The sequence below is a fragment of the Gillisella vitis genome (genome assembly GCF_001541345.2).
Taxonomy (GTDB): domain Bacteria; phylum Pseudomonadota; class Alphaproteobacteria; order Rhizobiales; family Rhizobiaceae; genus Allorhizobium; species Allorhizobium vitis.
Map to the genome: position 1 here is coordinate 773,252 of NZ_LMVL02000003.1, position 24,237 is coordinate 797,488.

Sequence of the window (24,237 nt, forward strand, 5' to 3'; positions counted from 1 at the left end):
TGCCAAACTCAAAGCATCAATATATTTCAAACAATTATGAGAAAATACTGGAGGATTGGCGACCCCTGCAGGACTCGAACCTGCGACAACCTGCTTAGAAGGCAGGTGCTCTATCCAGCTGAGCTAAGGGGCCTAAGTTGGCCCGTACGGGCCAGGGGCATCAGCAGATGGGATTAATGCGTCCAGGGCTGGAGGCGGCTGAAGCGGAAATTGTCTGTGTAGGAAACCGACTGGCGGCGTGGTTCCTTTGGCGGAATGACGCGATAATCGATGTTGTTACGCTGGGCATAGGCTTCGGCCAATTCCTGCGTTTCAAACGTCAGCTTGACCTGCTGGAGCATATCGCCGGAGCTGGTATAGCCCATCATCGGGTCGATCGTCCGAGGTTCGGATGCATCGAATTCAAGAACCCATAGATGGGTCTTGGCTTTTCCGGATTGCATGGCTGTTTTTGCAGGGCGGTAAATCTTAGCGGACATAATTCCGATTCCTCATGAAAACGAAGAGACTATATCTCTTCCCTTCCTCGCCGTCATCTTCCAGCGAAAGGATTCGCCGGAAGAATGGTCGGAGTGGAGAGATTCGAACTCCCGACCCTCTGGTCCCAAACCAGATGCGCTACCAGACTGCGCTACACTCCGTGACCGCCGAATGATGGGGAGATACACGGTTCACTCTTTAATCGCAACAGGAAAAACTCAAAAAAAACCGTCTTTTCCATGATTTTGTTCGCAGCGTTATGGAGGGGGGGCAATTCCCTGTATAACCATGCTGCCGGGACCGATCCCAAGCGCCTGTGCCCGCCCACCATTCAGCTCAATCACATAACGTACCGGACCAGGCGAAGGTATCAAATCCTCGGAATAGGGTTTTGTGCGTGCTGCAATCCCGGTCACCAAGCCTTTTTCATCGATAAACAGCATATCCAGCGGCAAAGGCGTGTTTTTCATCCACATCACCACATTACGGCTGTCGCCAAAATCGAAAACCATGCCTTCATTCGTGCCAAGCTTGGTACGGCCCATCAGGCCCTGCTCCCGTTGTGCAACGGAGATCGCGTATTCCATCTTCAGACGAATCTGCTGACCGGTCGGCGTCTGAATGACAGCTGGGCCTTTGAGGAATTGCTCGGCCATGGCCGGGGATAGTGTAAGTGCAATATAGAAAAAAAGCGCCCAAAAGGCGCTTCTATAAAAAACCAGCATTCCCATCACTCACAAAACGGGACAATCAATGCGCCATAACATGCGGCGCAGGGTTGTCCGGGTGAATTTCTGCCGCCATCAGGCCTTTGTCGCCATTGCCGAAGCGCACCAGCACTGTCTGTCCGGGCCGCAATTCTGTCAAGCCGAATCGACGCAGCGTTTCCATGTGAACGAAAATGTCCTCGGTGCCCTCGCCCCGCGTCAGGAAGCCAAAGCCCTTGGTGCGATTGAACCATTTGACCAGAACCCGCTCCAACCCACTCGATGGCGTCACCTGAACGTGGGTCCGCACAGGCGGCATTTGTGAGGGATGCGTCGCAGTCGATTGGTCCATCGACAAAACCCGGAAGGCCTGATATCCCCTGTCGCGCTTATGGATCAGCGCGACGATCCGTGTTCCCTCCAGGATAGTCTGGTAACCGTCCCGGCGCAGGCAGGTCACATGCAGCAAGACGTCCTGCATGCCATTATCCGGTACGATAAAGCCAAAACCCTTGGCAACGTCGAACCATTTCACCACACCGGTGATTTCGACAAGATCCAGGGGCTCTTCCGAGAGCCCGCTGAATTCCACGAACTCTTTCGCTGAAATTCTATCCGCCATCTCTAAACCGCCCCTCGACACGCCAAACATGGATAACGCTTACTGATTCCCGAAGGCTAGATTAACATTTTGTTAATACTGTTGCGCAAGCCCTAGTTTCAGTTATTCGCATCTGCTTTTTCGCGCCTGTAGCTTGTTCGAAACTGACGAGTGCAGATTTCCCGCTTTCCCCTTGGTCTATTCAGTCAATTTTCTTCGGGCCGGTCATTTTCTCTCATGATGTCATTTTTTTCAGGCACGGCCATGACAATGCTTGAAGCCGTCGCTCTCAGGCGACATATGCGGCATGCAACAGGGAGAATTTCAAGATGCGCTATCTTCACACAATGGTCAGGGTCAAGGATGTCGATGCCTCCCTGAAATTTTATTGCGACTTGTTCGGCATGAGCGAAGTTCGCCGAATCGACAATGAAAAGGGCCGTTTCACGCTGATTTTCCTTGCCGCCGACGAAGACAAGGCCAAAGCCAGCCAGGACATGGCCCCATGTCTCGAATTGACCTATAACTGGGATGCGGAAGACTATGCCGGCGGGCGCAATTTCGGCCATCTTGCCTATGAAGTGGATGACATCTACGCCATTTGCCAGAAATTGATGGATAATGGCGTGACGATCAACCGTCCGCCCCGCGATGGCCATATGGCTTTCGTACGCTCACCAGACGGCATTTCCATCGAAATCCTCCAGAAAAATGGCGCATTGGCACCTGCAGAGCCTTGGCTCTCCATGCCCAATACCGGCGCCTGGTAGCCTGCGTTTTATTCGTGCATTCACTATCGCCGATGCCGCCGTGATCGCGGCGGCATCATGCCTGACGCAAGCTCATTGTGTCACGGTCGCTCCAACCATAGACACTGCCCGCCCCATCGATAGGTCCGGGCGGTCTCGTCAAGGAGAGCGACATGATGTCCCCAAACCGTCTGTTCGGGCAAAAGCCTTGGACTGCCAATTCCATGTTTTTCGAGGGTGCGCCCAGGCTTTTTAAGGGTGCGAATGGCAAGCCAGCGTCAACAAGTATTGCCGTCGTTTTCGGCCTTGCCCTGCTGGCGGGCTGCGCGACCACGAAAACCCCACCTCCCGTCGTTGAACAAGGCGCGATTGGCGACGCGGATGTCGTGGAAACGGCTGCGCAACCAGCCAGTGTCTCGCCGCAGCCCAATAAGGGTGGCTTGTATCGCGATCCTCTGGTCAATACCGGCCATCGTAAGCCAGTAACAGTGTCTGGCCCTGCCGGAACTGATGCCAGCGCCAATCTCTCCTCCGGGCCGTCAGCCGAACAGGTTGTGGCGATGAACCAGTCCAGACCTGAGCAGACGGCATCGCCAAACTCATCCGGGCTCTATTCCGCATCCCATCCAGCGGATGACGGCACTGCATCGGCCAATAGCCCCGCCAATAGCATTGTGCCGCCGAACATGCCTGTTCGTCCGTTCCAGGCCACGGTAAACAGCGTTTACAGCGTACAAAAGCCGATGGAACCGTCACAAACACAAACACAAACACAGCCTCAGATGCAGGCCAATCAACCGATAGAGCCTGTGGTCGCCCCTACCCCGGCGCCGGTTGTTGTTAAACAACGCCCGGCCTCAAAAGCGGAAATTCTCGCAGGTCTCGCTCCGAACCCGAAGAAGGTTCGTACAGTGCCAAAGGCGCAACAGACAACGATGCCACAACAACAGATGTCACCGGTACCAGCGCAGTTGCAGACAAGCCTGCCGACCGCAGCACCCGGCATGGCCAATTCGGCAGGCGTGACCGAAATGGAAAAAATCGAGGGCGCGCCTGGGGCTCAGGGCATGACGAAGGACAGTTTCATTAAGAAATTCCTTGCCAAAATACGCAAATGACGGGCTGACTGGCTCGTTTTTCAGGCTGTCATTTTTCCGTAAAATTTTGGATTTCAGTGCTTGCCAGCCTCCAAACACGTGATTATAAGGGCGCCACAGCACGCGCCCTTCGTCTATCGGTTAGGACGTCAGATTTTCATTCTGAAAAGAGGGGTTCGACTCCCCTAGGGCGTGCCACTTCTTAACTCTCCAACATATTTGCGAAATACTGATCGTTTCAAAGATAACGATTGAGTGTGCTGATTCGACCAGGCACATTCCGATACCCATTCAAAGTAGGGTTGCCCTGCATTCGCGGTTCTCCACAGGCTAAGGAAAAATCGGCAGTAAAGCTGAAAAATTCGCTTGCAGCTAAAGTCCGTTCGCACTAAGAGAGCCGCACGCAACACGCGCCCTTCGTCTATCGGTTAGGACGTCAGATTTTCATTCTGAAAAGAGGGGTTCGACTCCCCTAGGGCGTGCCACTGCGTTTCCCTGGAAAATTCGTTTCTGCATTCTGCTTATTGAAGCGGAAAAGACTGCGCGACCTAAGGTCAGCCAGTTAATAGATCGCATGAAAAAAATCACTGAGCCTACGGAAAAAGCTCATTTTTTTGCTTGCCATGAATCATCCGTCTGCCTATAAGCGGCCCCACAGCACGCGCCCTTCGTCTATCGGTTAGGACGTCAGATTTTCATTCTGAAAAGAGGGGTTCGACTCCCCTAGGGCGTGCCACTGAACCTCCAGCACATCTATGATTCAATCGCTTCCAAGCGCGAGTGATATGTTCGCTCATGACTTTGCGCGAACGATATCCCGTCGGTAAGATAGCACTCGCATAGTAATGGGATCATTCAAAGATAGGCCTAGGCCTGCACATTGGGGTAACAGGTCCAGTGCAAGGAGGCTTAAAATCCTTTTGGGTGAACCGCCCCCCCCTTTGTCAACAGCCACAACCAAAGAGAGAATATTGAATTTCCGTTGATTCAGTTATAAGCTAGAAGCTTGGAGTGGGGTGTACATTGGGGGAAATTGCTTGCGTAAAGTTATCTCGATCATTTTGGGACTCGCTTTACTTATTGTGGGCTTTTGGGGCTTTTTCTACATGCTAAAGCACAGTGGACCTGTCAAAATTCTATTCTGGATGGTCCCGATTAGCAGCTTTTCTATCGGTATTGCTATACTTTGGGAGGACCTCTCGTCGCTCCTGAAGAGATACCAAAACAGGCGATAGAACCACAACAAACATTCTACTGGCAATAATTGCCGGTATAATTCTCTTTGGAAGTCCAGCAATAACAGGCACTATCAAATGGATCGCATTCATCGCCGGTTCGCTGCGCATGATTTATGCGATAATCGTATTTGCCCTATTCCTTCTACCGGAAACAGCGCTATGTCGGCGTTCGTGGGATTATTTTTTGGATTGATCTTCTGGGTAGTCTTGGCCGCACTCTTTCCTTAATCGAACTATCTGACGTCCCAATGTTCAACACGCTCAAAACGCTGGCGCTGCATCCAGAATGCGAATCTGAATACGGCGTGTGCCTTGCCAGAGTTCTGCTCCAAGGCAGCCGGCGACATGCACGGCGTCGCCTCGGCGACCAAGCAGGAGATCACCGAGCGGTGTTTCCTTGGCGCGAAAGGCAATGCCGTCGATTCGGCTGCCATCTGGTGCTTCCAGCGTGACCTTGACGTGGCTGGTGCCAATCAGCCGAGAATCGCGAATGCGGTGGGCGGGGATGGCGAAGATCGGTTGGGAATGGCCGGAGCCATAGGGGCCAGCGGTTTCCAGGAGGTCGATCAACGCAAGCGTCGCACCGGATGCGCCAACCGCACCGTCGATCTTCAAGGCCCTGTTGGTGGAAAGCGCCATGACCTTTTCCTGCGCCTGTTCATCAAAAAACGCCCGCAGCTTGCCGAGATTGCCGCGATCCACCGTCAGCCCTGCTGCCATGGCGTGGCCGCCGCCCTTGACCAGTAGGCCATTGTCCACCGCCGCACGCACCATCTTGCCCATGTCAAAACCGGCAATGGACCGGCCGGAGCCTGTCCCCTTGCCAGAGCCATCGAAGGCAATGGCAAAGGCAGGCCGCTGGAACCGCTCTTTAAGACGGGCCGCCAGGAGCCCGACAATGCCGGGATGCCAGCCTTCCCGTGCTGTGAGAATCACAGCGGCGCGCTCGCCGGTGCCATATTCGGCCATGGCCTCGGCCTCGGCTTCGGCCAGCATCTGCGCTTCCATCGCCTGACGTTGGCGGTTCAGGTCGTCCAGTTGGGCGGCAATTTCATCGGCCTCGGCAGCGTCGTCCAGCGTCAGCAACCGGCTGCCCAGCGCCGCATCGCCGATCCGGCCACCGGCATTGATTCGTGGTCCAACCAGAAAACCGAAATGATAGGGTGTTACCGGGCCGCCAATCCCGGCGATCTTCAGAAGGGATGCAAGACCGGCATTTTGTTGATGGCGGGCAGCAATCAAGCCTTTCACCACATAGGCGCGGTTCAACCCCTTCAGCGGCACGACATCGCAGACCGTCGCCAGCGCCACGAGATCCAGCCAGGCCAGCAGATCGAGCGAGCGCGCAGCTCCGTGACCAGCCTCACGCAGCTTGCGCAGCGTTCCGACCAGCACCATGAATACCACGCCCGCTGCGCAGAGATGGCCCTGCCCTGACAGATCGTCACTCCTGTTGGGATTGACCAGCGCCAGACAAGCGGGCAAATCCTGGCCCATCTGGTGATGGTCGATCACCACCACATCCACGCCTCGGCGTCTGGCTTCCTCCAGGGCATCGTGGCTTGTCGAGCCGCAATCCACCGTGACGATCAATTGCGTGCCGCGCTCGATCAACTGACCGATGGCACCAGCATTCGGGCCATAGCCTTCAAAAATTCGGTCCGGAATATAGATTTCGGCTTCAATGTCGAAATGCGCGAGAAACCGCCACAAAAGCGCCGACGAAGCAGCACCATCGACATCATAATCACCGAAAATCGCCACGCGCTCAGAGCGCATGATTGCGGCCACCAGCCGGTCGGCGGCCTTGTCACCATCGGTGAGGCTGGACGGATCGGGCATCAAATCGCGGATGGTCGGATCGAGAAAGGCTTGCGCATCGGCAACCGGCACGCCCCGCCCAGCCAGAACCCGCGCCACCAGATCGGGAATGCCATGCACCTGCGCAATTGCCAGTGATCGGTTCAACCCAGCCTGATCCAGCCGAGACACCCAGCGCTGACCGCTGACCGAGGTCTCGACATTCAAAAAGGCGCGTTCGATCGGGTCGGCGGGTTCAAGCATTGATGAAGCAACTCGGTTATCGCCGCTCCACAGTCTGGAGCTAAGCTGTTTTCGGCCGCTCGATGCGGATCACTTGCGGTTCACCCAGCAGATAGCCTTCCTCCTTGATGGCGGCAACGGCCTGGCGCACGGATTTTTCCAATGTAGCGTGGGTGACGAGAATGATCGTCTTAGTTTGGTCCGCATCAGACGATGTCTGGGAGTGCTGGACAATCGATTCGAGCGAAATGTTGTTTTCCGCCATCTGCGTCGCAATACTGGCGAAAACGCCGGTGCGATCGACCACGGTCAGGCGGATGAAGTAACCACCTTCATGCCGGGTCATCTCAGCCTGAACATAGGGTTCAAGCAGATGCGCCGGGCGGCCCAAAACCGGAACCATCTGCGCGCCGGGGCGGCTTTTGGCGATATCGGTAATGTCACCCAGCACGGCGGATGCCGTCGCATTGCCACCGGCGCCGGGGCCGACCATCAGCAATTCGCCGAGAATATCGGATTCCAGCGCCACCGCATTTGTCACGCCATCGACCTGGGCAATCACCGAATCGAGCGGCACCATGGTCGGATGGACGCGCTGTTCGATACCGGTGGCGGTCTTTTGCGCCACGCCGAGCAGCTTGATTCGGTAGCCAAGATCGCGGGCTGCGTTGATGTCGTCGATGGAAATATTGCTGATGCCTTCGAGATAAATCTCGTCGGCAGCAATTTGGCTGCCAAAGGCCAGCGTGGTCAGGATCGACAGCTTGTGCGCGGTATCATTGCCCTCGATATCGAAGGTCGGATCGGCCTCGGCATAGCCTAAACGCTGGGCTTCAGCCAGGCAATCGGCAAAGCTCAAGCCCTCCTTTTCCATCCGGGTGAGGATGTAATTGCAGGTGCCGTTCATGATGCCGTAAATGCGCGAAAAATCATTGCCGGTCAGCGATTCGCGCAGCGTCTTGATAACCGGGATACCACCGGCGACAGCAGCTTCATAGTTGATCAAAAGGCCCTTTTCTTCCGCCAGCTTGGCCAGTTCCACACCGTGGCGGGCCAGCAGGGCCTTGTTGGCGGTGACCACATGCACGCCACGGCCAAGGGCCGCGCGAACGGAATGTTCGGCTGGTCCTTCCGCACCGCCGATCAGCTCGACAAACACATCGATATCGGCCTTTTCAGCCATCTCGACCGGGCTATCGAACCAGGTGACACCGGAAAGATCGACGCCGCGATCGCGGGTCTTGTCGCGTGCCGAAACCGCAGAAATGGCAATAGGCCGACCGCAGGCGACGGTAAGCGCTTGGGTGCGGGTTTGCAAAATACGCGCCAGTGACGCACCAACGGTTCCGAGACCCGCAATGCCGATCTTAAGGGCATCAGCCATGAGACAATCCTGATATGCTTTTCAATATTCGGAAGAGAGCGGCCGCGAATGGGCCGCTCCGATAAGAAATTCTCAACGGTGGGCGTTGAGCGATACAACATTGTGCAACGTGTCGTCCGCTGTCGACAGGAACCGCTTCAGATTGCGGGCGGCCTGGCGGATGCGGTGCTCGTTTTCGACCAGTGCGATGCGGACGTAATCATCACCCTGCTCGCCAAAGCCAATGCCCGGTGCTACGGCCATATCGGCCTTTTCCACCAAAAGCTTGGAGAATTCCAGAGAGCCGAGATGCCGGAATTTTTCCGGAATTTTTGCCCAGGCAAACATCGTGGCCGCCGGTGGCGGTACCTCGAAACCGGCCTTGCCGAAGCTTTCGACCAGCACATCACGACGGCGCTTATAGATATTGCGTACTTCGGCAACATCCGTGCCATCGCCATTCAGCGCATGGGTAGCGGCCACCTGGATCGGCGTGAACGCACCGTAATCCAGATAGGATTTCACACGGGCCAAAGCACTGATCAGCCGCTCATTGCCGACCGCAAAGCCCATGCGCCAGCCGGGCATGGAGAAGGTCTTCGACATCGAGGTGAACTCAACCGCCACATCCATGGCACCAGGCACTTCCAATACCGATGGCGGAGGGTTGCCATCGAAATAGATCTCCGAATAGGCGAGATCCGACAGCACGATCAGCTCATGCTTTTTGGCAAAGGCGATCACGTCCTTGTAGAAGTCCAGCGAGGCGACACGCGCCGTCGGATTGGACGGATAGTTGATGATCAGCGCCAGGGGCTTGGGAATCGAGTGGCGCACCGCGCGCTCCAGCGGCGGGAAGAAGGTTTCATCCGGCTCGACGGGGATGGAGCGAATCACGCCGCCGGTCATCAGGAAGCCAAAGGCATGGATCGGGTAGGTCGGATCGGGGCAAAGGATAACATCACCCGGCGCGGTGATTGCCTGCGCCATATTGGCAAAGCCTTCCTTCGATCCCAGTGTCGCAACCACCTGGGTTTCCGGATTGAGCTTCACATTGAAACGGCGGGCATAATAGGCGGCCTGCGCCCGGCGCAGCCCCGGAATACCCTTAGACGACGAATAGCGATGAGTGCGCGGGTCCTGCACGGCCTCACACAGCTTGTCGACAATGTTCTGCGGGGTCGGAAGATCGGGATTGCCCATGCCGAGATCGATGATATCAGCGCCACCGGCTCGCGCGCTTGCCTTCAAACGATTGACCTGTTCGAAAACATAGGGCGGCAGACGCCGGACTTTGTGAAACTCTTCCATCTCAGACCTCGTTGAACCGCAGGCTCCCCGCCTTGCGGACGATCCGTTTTCCATTGCAGCATCCCCGAAAACGGATCTGGCAAATCGGGGTGCAGTGACAATACCGCAAATTGCAATGATTCGCGGTAGATTTTGGCCAACTGCACCCTGCCCTGTCCCGCCCCGTCATCGGTTCCGGGGACATTCGACATGGCAGAATGCAACTGTCACATTGCATTTGCTTTGCGGCCAAATGCCATGCAAGGCAAGGGCTATTTACAAGCGGGCGGTACGGCTTGTCCTATTGGCCCTGAACCTGACCGTTGGTCTTCGCCAGCTTGCGCATTTCCTCAACGCGGCGCTCATATTCCGCCTGGCTGATCTGCCCGGTCTTGCGCAGATAAGAGAGCGAAGACAGGCGCTTGCCCATGTCCTTCGCCTCGTCATTGCTCATCTGCACATTGGCAGCCGTCAACGGACGTGAAAAATCCGGATAACCATCCGGCGTGGTATAGGCCGCAGCGGCTGGGTCGGTCTTGTCGGTCACCGTCACATCAACATGGCCCTGGCGCACGGCAGGCTGCGAGGCGGTCGTGCTATTGCAGCCGGCCAGCGCAAGCAGGCAGGCCATGCCAGATCCCGCCGCACCGGCTTTCGCCAGGCGCAGAGCCAGGTTCAAACGCGAAGACTGCCCAACCAAAGAGACGATCGAAACCATATTCAAACCCAACCAAATTCGCCCGGTACCGGGAAAAACAGCAGCATAAGCCGTGTGATTATTCACACGATGCTGTTTGCAACGCAAACGTGAATAACCCGCGACAAAACGCGCAAACCTTGTAAAACATGTGAGTCAAACCACACCCACACCTTTCATCTGTCTGGAACTTGTAGTCATTTTCAGGCAAGATACGCAAATATAAAAAAGAGAAGAGCCAAGGGGAGATGGCATTGACCACAGCATCGAAGGACCAGGGTCGCGCCGGTCAATCCCGTCCCGCGTCCGACACGCCAGAATGTGGGCCGGAAACCAGCCAAGAAACCGGGCAGAAAACCAGCAAAACAGCAAACAACGCTGACGGTTCTGAATCCGAAAAGGCCGGTTTCAATCAAATGGGTTTCGACCCTTCCCTGATCGATCCCTATATCGTCAAGGACCCCGAAGCGCTGGCCGTCAATCTCGCCAAGGCGCTTGAAAACCTCGGCAAGGCGGCCTCCTCCTGGATCGCGCCGCGTGAAAAAGCTGGTCTTGTCGATCCGGTGGCGGAACCCGCCGTCGAACTGGTCAAGACCCTGTCAGGCGTAGCGGAATACTGGATGACCGATCCGCAGCGCAGCCTGGAGGCGCAGACGCATCTGATGACCTCGCTGTTCGGCGTCTGGATGAAGAGCCTGAGCCGCCTTTCGATGCCTGCCCAAACACCTCCACCACCAGAACCGATCAAGGACAAGCGATTCGCGGATGCCGACTGGCAACGCAATCCGTTCTTCGATTTTTTGCGCCAGGCCTATCTGGTCTTGTCCGACTGGGCTGAGAAATTGGTGGAAAATACGCAAGGCATGGACGAGCATGCGCGCCATAAAGCGCTGTTCTACGTCCGGCAGATGACGGCGGCGCTGTCGCCGGTCAATTTCGTCATGACCAATCCGCAGCTTTACCGCGAGACAGTCGCCACCAGCGGTGCCAATCTGGTCAAAGGCATGAAAATGTTTGCCGAGGACATGGCCGCCGGTCAGGGCGAATTGCGGATGCGCCAGACCGACACCAGCAAATTCGCGCTGGGCACCAATATGGCGCTGACGCCAGGCAAGGTCGTCGCCCAAAGCGATGTCTGCGAGGTCATTCAATACGAACCCGCCACCGACAAGGTGCTGAAACGGCCCCTGCTGATCTGCCCGCCCTGGATCAACAAATTCTATATTCTCGATCTCAACCCGGAAAAGAGCTTCATCAAATATTGTGTCGACCAGGGTCACACGGTCTTCGTGATCTCCTGGGTCAATCCCGATCAACGCCATGCGGGCAAGGACTGGCTGTCCTATATTCGCGAAGGCGTGGATTTTGCTCTCGACACCGTCGAGAAAGCCACCGGCGAAAAGAAGGTCAATGCCATCGGCTATTGCGTTGGCGGCACTCTGCTATCTGCTGCCATGGCGCTCCATGCCAAGGAAGGCAATAGCCGTATTGCAAGCGCCACATTATTCACCACCCAGGTGGATTTCACCCATGCAGGCGACCTGAAAGTCTTCGTGGACGAGGAACAGGTGAGCGGGCTGGAAGAAAAGATGCGGCAGAAGGGCTATCTGGACGGCTCGAAAATGGCATCGGCCTTCAATATGCTGCGCTCGTCCGAATTGATCTGGCCCTATTTCGTCAACAATTACCTGAAGGGTCAGGACCCGACCGCCTTCGATCTCTTGTACTGGAATGCCGATTCGACGCGGATGGCGGCGGCCAATCACTCCTTTTACCTGCGCAATTGCTATCTGGAAAACAATCTGGCGCGCGGCAAGATGCAGCTGGATGGCAAGACCCTGTCGCTGAAGGACGTGAAAATCCCGATCTACAATCTCGCCACCAAGGAAGACCATATTGCCCCGGCGAAATCGGTTTTTGTCGGATCGGCGTGCTTCGGCGGTCCAGTCACCTATGTGATGAGCGGGTCCGGTCATATCGCCGGCGTGGTCAATCCGCCCGACAAGCGCAAATACCAATTCTGGACCAATGGTAAGCCGGAGGGCACATTTGAGGATTGGGTGGCAGGGGCTGAGGAAACCGCCGGCTCCTGGTGGCCGCATTGGCAGAAATGGATCGAAGGACTGGACAAACGCCGCGTGGCGGCCCGCAAACCGGGCGGTACGGCACTGAATGCCATAGGGGATGCGCCGGGCGCTTACGTTCTGGAGCGTGTCTGAGATTGGCCGAACGATAAAACCGCCATGATTTTCGATCCACCATTGGTCGCGGCCACGCTTGTGCGACGCTACAAACGTTTTCTCTTCGACGCGGTGTTACAAGACGGCAGCGAAATTACCGGATTTTGCGCCAATACTGGCTCGATGCGCGGACTGACCGCGCCCGGCTCCCGTATTTACCTGTCGCAAAGCGACAAGCCGGGCCGGAAGTATCGCTATGGGTTTGAGTTGATCGAAGCCGATGGCACATTGGTCGGTGTCAATACCAGCCTTCCCAATCGTCTGGCGCAGGAGGCAATCCGCGCTGGTCTGGTCAGCGATCTCTTACACTATCCGCAGATCCGCACCGAGCAGCGGTATGGCGAGAACTCCCGGATCGACCTTCTGTTGTCGGGTCCTGGCAAAGCGGATTGCTATGTCGAGGTGAAGAACGTCCATTTCATCAGGGAAACTGGATTGGCGGAATTTCCAGATAGCGTCACCACGAGAGGCGCGAAACATCTAATCGAAATGGCCAAGCTGGTGGCGGCAGGCAAGCGGGCGGCGATGCTCTATGTGATCCAGCGGCAGGATTGCGATGCGCTGGCGATCTGCGCCGATCTCGATCCCGCCTATGGCCGGGCCTTTAACGCCGCCATAAGTCAGGGCGTCGAAGCCTATGCGGTGAAATGCACGATCACACCGGGCGGGATCATTCCGGCATGCAGCGTTCCCGTGCGCCTGACTACGCCATGAAATGAATGGCCGTCAGCGCAATCGCCCCCAGTGCCAGGATGGAAAGGCTTCCCGCCGCCAGCACCCTGCCCCCGAACGCTAGCAGGCTGCGCAGATCAACCTGGAGACCAAGTGCGGCCATGGACAGGGTGGTGAGAAATCCCGACAGATGCTGCGAAGGCTCCAACAGACCATGCGGCAGGGCATCCAGAGATCTCGCCACCATCAATGCCAGAAAACCGATGATGAACCAGGGCGCCAGATGGGCAAATGAGAAATTATGCTCAATCTTGTGTTCGTTAGCATGCCCCGTTCCCCTTTCCATGCCTCTGGCACCCACGCCCAGTCCCAGCAGGACAGGCCCCAGCATCATCACCCGGATCAGTTTGACCAGCGTGCCGATTTGCAGGCTGACAAGCCCGAAGGACGTTGTGGCCGCCAGCACTTGCGGAACGGCATAGACCGTCATGCCCGCCAGAATTCCGTAATGTCGCGGGTCCAGACCGGCTTGAAAAGCCACCAGCGGCAGCAGAAGCACCACGAGAATGCCAAGCACGGCTGTAAAGGCAATGGACGATGCGACCTCGTCGGCATCGGCGCCAATCACCGGGGCTGCCGCCATGATGGCCGAATTTCCGCAAATGGAATTGCCGCAGGCAACCAGCAACGCCAGCGGATGCGGCAATCCGATAACACGCCCGATCAAATAGCTGCTGACCAAGCCGCAACAGAGCACGGCAATGACCCAGGCTATCAGGGTGAACCCACTCCCGGCGATCTGACCGAGGCTGACCGATGCACCCAAAAGAACAATGGCAAGTTCCAGCACGGTTTTCGCGCAGAGGTGAATACCCTTGTTCACGACCGCCGGCAGGATAAACAGGCTTTTGACCAGCGTGCCGAGTACAATGCACCAGACCAGGGCATCCACAGGCATCCGCCCCGTGACACGCTGAACCGTAAAGGCAAGAGCATAGCCTCCCAAAGCAACGGCACTGGACAAAGCAATCCCAGGCGCAAGCGAAACAACAGGGCGAAACAGGCGCATTTTCAAACCTTTCCATCGGTTGGCCTGTTTTGCATGGGGAATTCATTTTATTCCAACGCATAATTGACTACAGTTCATGCATAATAATTTCACAATCGAGATCTCCATGACGCTTGAACAATTGACCATTTTCCTTGCCGTTGCTGAACGTCAGCATGTCACCCGGGCGGCAGAGGCAATCGGCCTGACACCGTCTGCCGTCAGCGCGGCTATCCGCGCCTTGGAGATCAATCACGATGTCCTGCTGTTTGACCGGGTTGGGCGGGGTATCGAGCTTACCCAGGCAGGCCGGATCTTTATTGATGAGGCCCGCGCAACGCTTGATGCAGCGAACCATGCCGCCTTGGTGCTAGCCGAGTTGGGCGGGTTGAGCCGGGGCAAGCTGACCATCCATGCCAGCCAGACGGTGGCCAGCCATTGGCTGCCACGCAAAATGATGCAGTTTCACGCCCTCCATCCGGATATCGAACTGGCGCTGACTATCGGCAATTCGGCCTCGGTCGCTGACGCAGTTGAGACGGGCAAAGCGGAACTGGGCTTTGTCGAGGCCGAAATACCCTCGGAGACATTGACACATCTGGTGGTCGCAGAAGACGAGATGGTCATCGTGGTCCCCTGCGGTCATCCGCTGGCAGATCCCGCAGCAGATATGCACGCGGCGATTCTGGCCACGCCCTGGATCTTGCGGGAGCAGGGTTCGGGTACGCGCGCCTATTTCGAGCAGGCATTGAAGGCGATGGACATAGAACCGGCGTCGCTGACGGTGGCCTTGACCTTTCCATCCAATGAAGCGGTTCTATCGGCGCTTGGGGCTGGCGGCTGCGCCAGCGCGCTGTCCCGGTCGGCAGTGCAAGCGCTTGTGGCAAGCGGCGCATTGCAGATTGCTCCGATCCCGCTTCCGGCTCGTCACTTCACCGCCCTTCGCCACCGTGAGAGGCGCATCAGTGGCGCGGCCCGTGCCTTCCTACAACTAACGACTGATCCCGACAGCCATTAAAGTGATCTGGGTATAGCAGACCGGAAGCGGTTAAGAATTGATCGTACCCTGCGGATCGTGATGGACGAACAACCTTTGCCTGCGGTATGTAAAAAGCTGAAATTGATTGCGGGATGATAATGGAATGGTAAATTACATCGACGCGGCTTCCGCGCCGCTCAAAAACACCGGTGCGATCCGCCTTTATGGCGCGGATGCTTTCGAAGCGATGCGCAAGGCGTGCCAGGTCACAGCCCGCTGCCTGGACGCCCTGGCCCCGATGGTGAAGCCCGGCGTTACCACCAATGAAATCGACAGGTTTGTCTTCGATTTTGGCATGGATAACGGTGTTCTGCCTGCAACCCTGAATTATCGCGGCTATCGGCATTCGGTCTGCACCTCGATCAACCATGTCGTCTGCCACGGTATTCCCGATGAAAAACCTTTGCGCGAAGGCGATATCGTCAATATCGACGTCACCTATGTGGTGGATGGCTGGCACGGCGATTCCAGCCGGATGTATCCGGTCGGCGAAATCAAGCGCGCTGCCGAACGTCTGCTCGAAGTCACCCATGAATGCCTGATGCGCGGCATAGAGGCCGTCAGGCCCGGAGCGCGAACCGGCGCGATCGGTGCCGCCATCCAAAGCTTTGCCGAAGCGCAGCGCTGTTCCGTGGTACGGGATTTCTGCGGCCACGGGGTTGGGCAACTGTTTCACGACAGCCCGAATATCCTGCATTATGGCCGGCCAGACGAAGGCCCGGAAATGCGTGAGGGCATGATTTTCACCATCGAGCCGATGATCAATCTCGGTAAGCCGCATGTGAAGGTGCTGGCCGATGGCTGGACGGCGGTGACCCGCGACCGGTCGTTGACCGCGCAGTATGAACACACCGTCGGCGTTACTTCGTCCGGCTGCGAAATCTTCACACTGTCGCCTGCCGGGCTGGACCGTCCGGGCCTGCCTCCCTTGCAAGGGTAAGCAATGAACAAGCCTCCGCGCTTTAACGCTGACGAAACTGCCTCCCCGTCCTTCCTGCCGGATCAGGACGAGAGCTTCGATTACGAGCAGGACGAGCGCGGCTTTTTCGCCGAACAGGTCCAGAAGCCGAAGGCGATGAAAAAGGTGCCGGACACCAGCGTCAAGCAGCCGGAACATTACCATGGCCACCGGGAGCGGCTGCGCCTACGGTTCAAGGAAAAGGGCGATGAGGCGCTCGCCGATTACGAAGTGCTGGAACTGCTGTTGTTCCGGCTGATCCCACGGCGTGACACAAAGCCGATTGCCAAGGCCCTGCTGGACCGGTTCGGCAGCCTTGCGGGGGTATTTGGCGCAAAGCACAGCCTGCTTCAGGAAGTGAAAGGTGTGGGCGAGGCCGTGGCGCTTGATCTGAAGCTGATTTCATCGGCGGCGCAGCGGATGCTGAAAAGCGAGTTGAAGGGCAAGCAGATCCTGTCATCCTGGTCGAGCGTTATCGACTATTGCCACGCCGCTATGGCCTATGAAACCACTGAACAGTTCCGCATCCTGTTTCTCGACAAGCGCAATACGCTGATCGCCGATGAAGTGCAGGGCCGTGGCACGGTCGACCACACGCCCGTCTATCCGCGCGAAGTGGTCAAACGCGCGCTCGAATTATCCGCCACCGCCATTATCCTTGTCCACAACCATCCAAGCGGCGATCCGACACCATCCCGCGCCGATATCGAGATGACCAAAACCATTATCGATACGGCCAAACCGCTCGGCATCACCGTACATGACCATGTCATCATTGGCAAACAGGGCCATGCTAGCCTGAAGGGCCTGCGGCTGATCTGAGCTTGATGCTGTCTTAAGATCACAAACGTATCAGCTTGAGACAGCCGCTATCCTATTGTTAAGCCTGCCCATTCAGCTTTCGGTAAACCGCTTCCGCTACACCTTGTCATACCAAGCCAAGGACGGATCAGATGAGCATTTCCGGTATTTTGAACACGGCAACGTCAGGCATGTTGGCCCAGCAGACACGGCTGAGCAATGTTGCCAGCAATATTGCCAATGCCGATACGCCCGGATATCAGCGGCTGAACACCAATCTTTCGGCCAGTGGCTCAGGTGTTGCGGCGACCACAACCCGCTCCACGGACGCGCCAGCGACGCAAGACACCTCCAATGTCGATCCCTTACGTGAGATCACTGACATGATCGGTGCCGAAAACGGTTTCGCCGCCAATGCGAAAGTGTTCGAGACCGGCGCCGACATGTGGGACATGCTGATGAGCGTCAAACGCGACTAAAGCATTTTCCTGACGGAAAACCGGGTTCCACTTTCCTGGAAATGCTCTTGCTTGTTTTACGCATTTCCGAACGGAAAACCGCTTCACACTTTTCCTGGAAATGCTCGCCCTCACCCACCCCAATATTGCCGGGCAGCAAGGCCGAGAGAAATCAGGCCGAAGCCGATCAGCAGCACGGCAGAGCCGCGTTGTACCCAGATCGTGAAATGGTCAGGCAATCGGCTTTTCAGCCAGACGACAGCGCCGCAGAGTGCAAACCACCAAATCAGTGATCCGAGAAACACCCCTGCCACCAGAAAGAACGGGCTGACTTCGCCTGTATCGGCGAGACCCGCGCCTGCAAAGAGCGCTGCGAAACCGAAGATCGTCGCAGGATTGGTAATGGTCAGCCCGAAGGTGGACATGGTGGTGCGGATAAAATCGCTGGCCTTGATCTGTGCTGCCGGTCGTGGTGGCCGGGCTTTCAGCATGCGGATACCAATCAAAAGTATCAGCGTGCCGCCAACCAGTTTCAACGGCAGCGATATTTCAGCCAGTAGATCCTGCATGGCGGCAAAGCCCGCCGCGGCGGCAATGGCGAAGACCATGTCGCCGATGGCAGCACCAAGCCCGGCTGACACCCCATGCCAGAAACCGCGTTCCATGGTGCGGTTGATACAGAGCGTACCGATAGGCCCAATGGGTGCGGCCACGGCAATGCCGAGCAACACGCCCTTGAGCAGCAGGATAATCAGCATGTTTTTCTCCGTCACAGAGGCCTTATCCGTGACGGATGAAAGCAGAAACAGTCATGTACCGGCAGTGCGGCGAGCCTTGACGAGGCATAACGTCGAGAACCCCATTCGGTTCGCAAATTATGCCGTCCCAGCACTGCAACGGCCCAAGAGCGCAGGCAAAGAGCACGGGCCAAAGACGCTGTACTGCATAATTCCTGAAACCGGAACCGATTAAAGAAAAAGCTGGAACTGCAATTCGAGCGGGGAACCACACAGCAACGACAACCACAATTTTAGAGAATTCCCGTCTTGCGAGATACCAGCCGACCGTGCAACGGTTTTGCCTGTTAAAACATGCCTCCCGAAAGGTTGCAGCAGTTTCGGGAAAAAGACATGAGAAAACAAAAACCTATGGCATGTCGTATGAATCACGAATCATGCATTCCGCTATAGGGAAGAGAATCGGCACAGGTGAGGAAGCAATATGGCAGAGAGACAAAGCGCACCACCGGCGGGCGAAAATAGCGGGGATATGGCACGCCGTCTGCGCTCCATTTTCAGCGGTTCCATCGGCAATATGGTCGAATATTACGACTTCTACGTCTATTCCGCCTTTTCCCTGTATTTTGCGCCCGCTTTTTTTCCAAATAGCGATCCGACTGCGCAATTGCTCAACAGCGCCGGTATCTTTGCTGTCGGCTTTATCATGCGGCCCGTCGGCGGTTGGTTTTTTGGGGTCTATGCCGATAGCAAGGGGCGTAAATCGGCACTGACGCTTTCGGTTCTGCTGATGTGTTTCGGGTCGCTGCTGATCGCGGTCACGCCGGGCTTTGCGACGATCGGCTATGCCGCACCCGCTATCCTGATGCTGGCCCGCATGTTGCAGGGCCTCAGCCTTGGCGGAGAATATGGCACCAGCGCCACCTATCTTTCCGAAATGGCGACGAAAGAGCGGCGTGGCTTCTATTCCAGCTTCCAATATGTGACGCTGATCAGCGGGCAGCTTTGCGCCATTCTGGTCCTGTTGCTGCTGCAAAAGCTGCTGCTAACGGGTGAGGAGCTGGAGGCCTGGGGCTGGCGCATCCCCTTCGTGATCGGCGGTGGATTGGCGATTATCGCCCTCTTCTTACGCCGGAACATGGCCGAAACCGACCAATTCCAGCGGGCATCGGAAAAGGTGCGGACCAATCCGCTGCGCGAACTGATGAAATATCCACGACAGGTCTTCACGGTGATTGGGCTGACCCTGGGCGGCACCGTCGCCTTCTACACCTATACGACCTATATGCAGAAATTCCTTGTGAACACCGTGCATCTCAGCAAGGACGATTCGACACTGGTGTCGGCAGGTGCGCTGTTTTTCTACATGTGCCTTCAACCCCTCGTCGGATTGCTGTCGGACAAGATCGGCCGCAGACCGATCTTGATCGCCTTCGGCGTACTCGGCACGCTTTGCACCGTGCCGCTTCTGACAACGCTGAGCACCGCCTCCAATGCATTGGAAGCCTTTTTCATCATCATCGCGGCCCTGGTGATCGTCTCCGGCTATACCGCCATCAACGCGGTGGTGAAGGCGGAACTGTTTCCAACCGGGGTTCGGGCGCTGGGTGTTGGCTTGCCCTATGCACTTACCGTGTCGATCTTCGGCGGCACCGCCGAATATGTCGCATTATGGTTCAAGCAGGCAGGCCATGAAAGCTGGTTCTACTGGTACGTATCGGGATGTATCGCGGTGTCGCTGATCGTCTATGCCGTGATGCCGGATACACAAAAAACCTCCCACATCGACAGAGAGTCGGTTTAGGCGGCCCTTGACGTGCTTAAAACGTCAAAAATGACCTGCAAGGCTATGAAAAACCCCGCCCGGCAAGGCCTGGGCGGGGTAACAAAGGTTGGGGACCGACGATCCGGCCTCGATAGGGGGGTTCGAAACCCTCACATCAGCCCCACCCAACAACGAGTGGCGAACCGATAAGTTCCCCTTCTTTGATCTAGGATTTCCTTAATGATCCTGTTTTATTTTAGCGGGACTTAAAAGCGACGGATCTTTCGAGATTTTCGAATCAATCATACGATTTGAAATCGCCGTGGTGTCACGAAGTCACGCTTATGCTCTGGCCGCGACAACCCCAATCATGCCTCATGCGGGAGGAGGCCCATCATGACCAAACCGAGCTTTCGGTTCACCCATTACGATCTGAAGGAATTGCGGGCGGGCACCATTCTGGAAGTCCAGTTGAATGCCATCAACAACGTCCGACTGATGACCGCCAGCAATTTCCAGCGCTTCAAGGAAGGGCTGGATTACAAATATGCCGGTGGCGTCGCCAAGAAGGCTCCGGTCAAAATCGTCGTTCCCGAACAGGCCCATTGGCATCTGATCGTGGATATGGAAGGCCATCATGGTCTGGCGGAATCCTCGGTGAAGATGGTCACCCCGCCAGCGAAATCCCGAAAGGCAGGCTGACAGCATCATACATCGAACTCAGGCGCGCGCAGCCCTCAGCACATTATAGGCGGACTGCATCTCGACAAAACGCGCCGCGCGCCGTGCTTCTGCTTCCATATCGCTGCCCCAGTGCTCGTCCGTCCAGTTCTCGTCCAGATGCGCGAGATCCCAGGCATCGAGCAAGGCGAGCTTACCATCGGCCAGCGCCAGTGCCAGAATGGCAGACCCCGTCAGCGTCGTCATCACATGTAGGCTGGCGAGCGCCACACCATCGCGGTAGCGCTGCAAAGCCCGCCCGAAAGCCTCGGTTGCCTCTGATGGCTGCGGTTGATGAATGATGCCACTGGTCTGAAGAACCCGTGCGCCATGCGTATCGGCAAGCCAGTCCAAAACCGGGTCCCATTTAACACTCTGACGCTCCACCAGCTCCTGCGGCGCATCGGCCCGGTAGCACAGCATGTCATTGCCGCAGAACCCGACAATATCGTCCAGTACCTCTTGCGTGTTGGTGCTGACGGCATCAAGCGCCGTATTGACCAACCGGGTGACCGGCATCGTTGCGGGATCAATCACCTCAGCCTGCGCCTGCCATTCGCTGGCAACCAACGCAGCCAAAGGCTCTGTCGGCAGCACGAGGGCGTTGCGGGCTGGTGTCTTGACCGTCTTGCCATCCAGAAGCACTGCATGACCGTCCTGCCCCGCTGCAATGGTCACGTCTTTATAGAAGCGCTTCGGCAAGGGCTTCTTCATCTGGATCTGCGCCCGGCGCACCGGATCGGGATCACTCAATTCAGGCGTCAGGCCCTCGAAAATATCACGCATGATGGTCACTCACAAAATATGGGCAAGAAGCGCGTCGGCCCGGTCTACGACGAAATGCGCACCGCTGGCCTTCAACTGATCGGTGCTGGCGCTGCCCCAACTGACGCCGATCGCCTTGACGCCGGCGCTTCTGGCCATTTGCATATCGTAGATCGCGTCACCGATCACCACGGTATCTTTCAAATCCATGCCGGTTTCGTCGCAGCATTCCGTCACCATGGCCGGATGCGGTTTGGACGGACAATCGTCCGCCGTACGCGACACGGTGAAATAGGACTGAAAACCGTGAGCATCGAGAACATAGTTCAAGCCGCGCCGGGATTTCCCAGTCACAGCACCGATCAGGATCTCGTCTTCCGCAGCCAGCCGCTCGATGACTGCGCGAATACCGTCAAACAGTGGCTCGCTATAACCAGGCGCCTGGCGCACTTCGGTAAACAGCGATTTATAGTGGTCCCGCATGGCCACCGCCTCGTCATCGACATGCTGCTTGCCGTCGATGCGGGCGATGGCGATGTCCAGCGTCAAGCCCATGATGCTTTTGGTCGCAGCAAGCGTCGGCTCCGGCTTGCCGAAAGCAAGAAACGTCCGGCGCATGCTCTCGTGAATGGTCCCAGCGCTGTCGATCAAGGTACCGTCACAATCGAACAGGACCAGTTTCATGCAAAATCACCGCCATTTTCCATGTCCAGGCCCAAAAGATTCCAGGTCTGCACCATATGCGGCGGCAAGGGCGCGGTGATGCGCAGGCGTCCGCCATCGGGATGGGGAATATCGATATGGCGGGCATGCAGATGCAGCCGCTTCTGGACGCCACCGGGGAAATCCCAGTTCGGATCGTCGACATAATATTTCGGATCACCGATGATTGGATGGCCAATATGCAGGGCGTGGAGGCGCAACTGATGGGTGCGGCCCGTATAGGGTTCCATTTCCAGCCAGGCGAGGCTTTGCGCCGCTGTTTCCAGCACCCGGTAATAGGAAACGGCGTGATCGGCACCGTCTTCGCCGTGGCGGGCGATGCGCATGCGGTCGCCGTCTTCGGTCTGTTCCTTGACCACCCAGGTGGAGATCTTGTCATCATGCTTGCGCGGCACACCCTTGACCAGCGCCCAATAGGTCTTCTTGGTGTCGCGCTCACGAAACGCTGCCGTCAGCTTTTGTGCGGCGCCACGGGTGCGGGCCACCACAAGCACGCCGGACGTATCCCGGTCGAGGCGATGCACGAGACGCGGCTTTTCGCCCTTCTTGCTGGTCCAGGCTTCAAGCATCTGGTCGATATGGCGGTTGAGGCCGGAGCCGCCCTGCACGGCCAGACCGGCTGGCTTGTTCAGCACGAAGACTTTTTCATCCTCATGCAGCAGCATGCGCGACAGCAATTCGCCGTCGCCAGCGTGCTTCAGATCATGGGAGGCAATCGGCCCGGATTTCGGGGTCTTGGCATCGACATCCATCGGCGGCACACGCACCACCTGGCCGGGCTGTACACGAGCATCGGTTTTCACCCGGCCGCCATCGACACGGACCTGGCCGGAGCGCATCAGCTTTTGCAAGGGGCCGAAGCCGAGGCCCGGATAATGGATCTTGAACCAGCGGTCGAGGCGCATGCCTGCCTCGTCTGGACCGACGGTAATATGTTCTATGCCTGCCATAAGGACGTCTTTCGTTCCCTTGGGCGCGCGCGCGCCAAACCCTGTCAACTCTATTATGGGCTGGCTTTACCCCATTTCTGCGCCCGTGTGAAACCGCGATTGCGAAAAAACGCCTGAAACAGCAAAGCTATCAGAAAAGCCAGCGGCCCACGGCAAGTCCCGCAAACACTGCGCCGACCCCAAAGCCGATACTCGCCGCCACATAGAAGGCTGGCCATAGAAGGTCGCCGCGCTCGGCCAGACTGACCGTATCCAGCATGAAGGCTGAAAACGTGGTGAAGCCGCCGAGCAGACCTGTGATCAGCAGCACGCGCAGATCGGCTGACGCATCGAACTTGCGGGCGATCATTTCGGCAAACAAACCGATGCAGAACGACCCGATAAGATTGACCGAAAACGTACCCCACGGCAGGAAAGGGCCGAACAGCCGGAAGGTAATGATGCCGACCCAATATCGCAACACCGATCCGACCGCGCCGCCAAGGGCGACATATATCACGTCCTTCATGGTTTCCTGCGCCCCCGCTGGTTCTTGCGCCTCTTTGGACGCCGGAGCAGGACCGGCGCAGAAAATCAACCCAACCCAAAGCTTTTCCGAGATATTTCTTCAACACAAGGCGCTGAAATCCGGCAAGTCTTTAAAATGTGATTCATTCATTTAAGCGACGATAGAGTTTGTCATGATCAAATGGCAACAGGTAAACAGATCATGTGAGTGCCATGGTTCAGGTCTTGTCAGTTTCAGCCACGACGGCTGGCTATATTTCGGACACGTTGAAACCGGTGCAAAAGCCGGGCCGTTCAACCTATGTCGAACAGATCAGCCGGCAGATCAGCGTCAAGAAAGAACTTGCCAAGACGCAAGGCATCAACCGAACGGCCATTGAAACCCTGCGCGACAGCTCGGCCATCGGCTTGCATTTCATGAAGGCAGGTGAAAACAAGCAACCCCGCGCCAGCCTGGAAGAAACCAAACAGGCCTATCAGGAATCCGAGGATGCCGGCCTGAAAGCGTAATCGGGCCTTAAAGCCTCATACCGAACCCCGCGTCCCAATTGCTCCACCCGTCCTTACGGGAACAACATCACACAGTCCG

24 protein-coding genes and 5 tRNA genes are annotated in these 24,237 nt (G+C 56.8%); 14 read left to right on the forward strand and 15 right to left on the reverse strand.

Going from position 1 to position 24,237, the window contains the following annotated elements; genetic code table 11:
* Positions 1-56: 56 nt before the first annotated feature.
* The 5 genes from ASB66_RS13720 to ASB66_RS13740 all read right to left on the reverse strand — a co-directional run bounded on the left by ASB66_RS13720 (position 57) and on the right by ASB66_RS13740 (position 1,809).
* A tRNA-Arg gene (locus ASB66_RS13720) sits at positions 57-133 on the reverse strand.
* Between the two features lie 40 nt (positions 134-173).
* The gene (locus tag ASB66_RS13725; RefSeq protein WP_060717829.1) at positions 174-479 is read right to left on the reverse strand and encodes an ETC complex I subunit; all 306 of its coding nucleotides are present in this window, start codon (positions 477-479) and stop codon (positions 174-176) included.
* An 85-nt stretch (positions 480-564) separates the two neighbouring features.
* Positions 565-641, reverse strand: a tRNA-Pro gene (locus tag ASB66_RS13730).
* A 96-nt stretch (positions 642-737) separates the two neighbouring features.
* Entirely contained in the window at positions 738-1,205 is a 468-nt protein-coding gene (locus tag ASB66_RS13735; protein ID WP_234613988.1) for a DUF192 domain-containing protein, read from the reverse strand.
* A 25-nt stretch (positions 1,206-1,230) separates the two neighbouring features.
* Complete coding sequence (locus ASB66_RS13740) at positions 1,231-1,809, reverse strand: cold-shock protein (protein ID WP_015916056.1); 579 nt, start codon at positions 1,807-1,809, stop codon at positions 1,231-1,233.
* A 308-nt stretch (positions 1,810-2,117) separates the two neighbouring features.
* On the opposite strand from ASB66_RS13740, the gene gloA reads away from it, so the two are divergent.
* The 5 genes from gloA to ASB66_RS13765 all read left to right on the forward strand — a co-directional run bounded on the left by gloA (position 2,118) and on the right by ASB66_RS13765 (position 4,370).
* A complete protein-coding gene (gloA, locus tag ASB66_RS13745) occupies positions 2,118-2,558 on the forward strand; it encodes a lactoylglutathione lyase (protein ID WP_060717831.1) in 441 nt (146 codons plus the stop codon).
* A 152-nt stretch (positions 2,559-2,710) separates the two neighbouring features.
* On the forward strand, positions 2,711-3,655 hold the full coding sequence (locus tag ASB66_RS13750; RefSeq protein WP_060717832.1) for a hypothetical protein: 945 nt from the start codon (positions 2,711-2,713) through the stop codon (positions 3,653-3,655).
* A 102-nt stretch (positions 3,656-3,757) separates the two neighbouring features.
* A tRNA-Glu gene (locus tag ASB66_RS13755) sits at positions 3,758-3,832 on the forward strand.
* Positions 3,833-4,044: 212 nt separating this feature from the next.
* Positions 4,045-4,119: transfer RNA gene (locus ASB66_RS13760), tRNA-Glu, on the forward strand.
* 176 nt (positions 4,120-4,295) lie between these two features.
* Positions 4,296-4,370, forward strand: a tRNA-Glu gene (locus tag ASB66_RS13765).
* A gap of 763 nt (positions 4,371-5,133) precedes the next feature.
* Here ASB66_RS13765 and recJ read toward each other — a convergent pair.
* The 4 genes from recJ to ASB66_RS13790 form a co-directional block, all read right to left on the reverse strand.
* Positions 5,134-6,936 (reverse strand): single-stranded-DNA-specific exonuclease RecJ, encoded by a 1,803-nt coding sequence (recJ, locus tag ASB66_RS13775; protein ID WP_060716985.1) that lies wholly within the window; start codon positions 6,934-6,936, stop codon positions 5,134-5,136.
* A 40-nt stretch (positions 6,937-6,976) separates the two neighbouring features.
* On the reverse strand, positions 6,977-8,299 hold the full coding sequence (locus ASB66_RS13780) for a homoserine dehydrogenase (protein WP_060716986.1): 1,323 nt from the start codon (positions 8,297-8,299) through the stop codon (positions 6,977-6,979).
* A 72-nt stretch (positions 8,300-8,371) separates the two neighbouring features.
* The gene (locus tag ASB66_RS13785) at positions 8,372-9,589 is read right to left on the reverse strand and encodes an LL-diaminopimelate aminotransferase (protein ID WP_015916051.1); all 1,218 of its coding nucleotides are present in this window, start codon (positions 9,587-9,589) and stop codon (positions 8,372-8,374) included.
* A gap of 280 nt (positions 9,590-9,869) precedes the next feature.
* Positions 9,870-10,286 (reverse strand): hypothetical protein, encoded by a 417-nt coding sequence (locus tag ASB66_RS13790; protein ID WP_060716987.1) that lies wholly within the window; start codon positions 10,284-10,286, stop codon positions 9,870-9,872.
* A gap of 395 nt (positions 10,287-10,681) precedes the next feature.
* On the opposite strand from ASB66_RS13790, the gene ASB66_RS13795 reads away from it, so the two are divergent.
* A complete protein-coding gene (locus tag ASB66_RS13795; RefSeq protein ID WP_060717067.1) occupies positions 10,682-12,484 on the forward strand; it encodes a PHA/PHB synthase family protein in 1,803 nt (600 codons plus the stop codon).
* Positions 12,485-12,508: 24 nt separating this feature from the next.
* Positions 12,509-13,219 (forward strand): DNA/RNA nuclease SfsA, encoded by a 711-nt coding sequence (gene sfsA, locus ASB66_RS13800; RefSeq protein ID WP_060716988.1) that lies wholly within the window; start codon positions 12,509-12,511, stop codon positions 13,217-13,219.
* Here sfsA and ASB66_RS13805 read toward each other — a convergent pair.
* Positions 13,209-14,246 (reverse strand): YeiH family protein, encoded by a 1,038-nt coding sequence (locus ASB66_RS13805; protein WP_060716989.1) that lies wholly within the window; start codon positions 14,244-14,246, stop codon positions 13,209-13,211. The genes sfsA and ASB66_RS13805 overlap by 11 nt on opposite strands.
* A 106-nt stretch (positions 14,247-14,352) precedes the next feature.
* Between ASB66_RS13805 and ASB66_RS13810 the strand changes: the two genes are divergently transcribed.
* The 4 genes from ASB66_RS13810 (at position 14,353) to ASB66_RS13825 (ending at position 17,502) form a co-directional block, all read left to right on the forward strand.
* A complete protein-coding gene (locus ASB66_RS13810) occupies positions 14,353-15,243 on the forward strand; it encodes a LysR family transcriptional regulator (protein WP_060717068.1) in 891 nt (296 codons plus the stop codon).
* Between the two features lie 124 nt (positions 15,244-15,367).
* A complete protein-coding gene (gene map / locus ASB66_RS13815) occupies positions 15,368-16,204 on the forward strand; it encodes a type I methionyl aminopeptidase (RefSeq protein WP_060716990.1) in 837 nt (278 codons plus the stop codon).
* A 3-nt stretch (positions 16,205-16,207) separates the two neighbouring features.
* On the forward strand, positions 16,208-17,044 hold the full coding sequence (gene radC, locus ASB66_RS13820) for a RadC family protein (RefSeq protein WP_060716991.1): 837 nt from the start codon (positions 16,208-16,210) through the stop codon (positions 17,042-17,044).
* Between the two features lie 131 nt (positions 17,045-17,175).
* Complete coding sequence (locus ASB66_RS13825) at positions 17,176-17,502, forward strand: flagellar basal body rod protein FlgC (protein ID WP_060716992.1); 327 nt, start codon at positions 17,176-17,178, stop codon at positions 17,500-17,502.
* A gap of 110 nt (positions 17,503-17,612) precedes the next feature.
* On the opposite strand, the gene ASB66_RS13830 is transcribed toward ASB66_RS13825, so the two are convergent.
* Positions 17,613-18,239 carry a LysE family translocator gene (locus ASB66_RS13830; protein ID WP_060716993.1) on the reverse strand — a complete coding sequence of 209 codons (627 nt, stop codon included), beginning with the start codon at positions 18,237-18,239 and terminating at the stop codon, positions 17,613-17,615.
* A gap of 463 nt (positions 18,240-18,702) precedes the next feature.
* On the opposite strand from ASB66_RS13830, the gene ASB66_RS13835 reads away from it, so the two are divergent.
* Entirely contained in the window at positions 18,703-20,022 is a 1,320-nt protein-coding gene (locus tag ASB66_RS13835; RefSeq protein ID WP_060716994.1) for an MFS transporter, read from the forward strand.
* Positions 20,023-20,379: 357 nt separating this feature from the next.
* Positions 20,380-20,685: a DUF1883 domain-containing protein gene (locus ASB66_RS13840; RefSeq protein WP_060716995.1), complete on the forward strand. Its 306-nt coding sequence runs from the start codon at positions 20,380-20,382 to the stop codon at positions 20,683-20,685.
* Between the two features lie 18 nt (positions 20,686-20,703).
* On the opposite strand, the gene ASB66_RS13845 is transcribed toward ASB66_RS13840, so the two are convergent.
* The 4 genes from ASB66_RS13845 to crcB form a co-directional block, all read right to left on the reverse strand.
* Complete coding sequence (locus tag ASB66_RS13845) at positions 20,704-21,489, reverse strand: ATP12 family chaperone protein (protein WP_060716996.1); 786 nt, start codon at positions 21,487-21,489, stop codon at positions 20,704-20,706.
* A gap of 9 nt (positions 21,490-21,498) precedes the next feature.
* The gene (locus tag ASB66_RS13850) at positions 21,499-22,152 is read right to left on the reverse strand and encodes an HAD-IA family hydrolase (protein ID WP_060716997.1); all 654 of its coding nucleotides are present in this window, start codon (positions 22,150-22,152) and stop codon (positions 21,499-21,501) included.
* On the reverse strand, positions 22,149-23,141 hold the full coding sequence (locus ASB66_RS13855; RefSeq protein ID WP_060716998.1) for an RluA family pseudouridine synthase: 993 nt from the start codon (positions 23,139-23,141) through the stop codon (positions 22,149-22,151). The genes ASB66_RS13850 and ASB66_RS13855 overlap by 4 nt, the downstream gene beginning before the upstream one ends.
* Positions 23,142-23,271: 130 nt before the next feature.
* A complete protein-coding gene (gene crcB, locus ASB66_RS13860) occupies positions 23,272-23,649 on the reverse strand; it encodes a fluoride efflux transporter CrcB (RefSeq protein ID WP_060717069.1) in 378 nt (125 codons plus the stop codon).
* A 203-nt stretch (positions 23,650-23,852) separates the two neighbouring features.
* On the opposite strand from crcB, the gene ASB66_RS13865 reads away from it, so the two are divergent.
* A complete protein-coding gene (locus ASB66_RS13865) occupies positions 23,853-24,158 on the forward strand; it encodes a hypothetical protein (protein WP_156544892.1) in 306 nt (101 codons plus the stop codon).
* Positions 24,159-24,237: the final 79 nt, after the last annotated feature.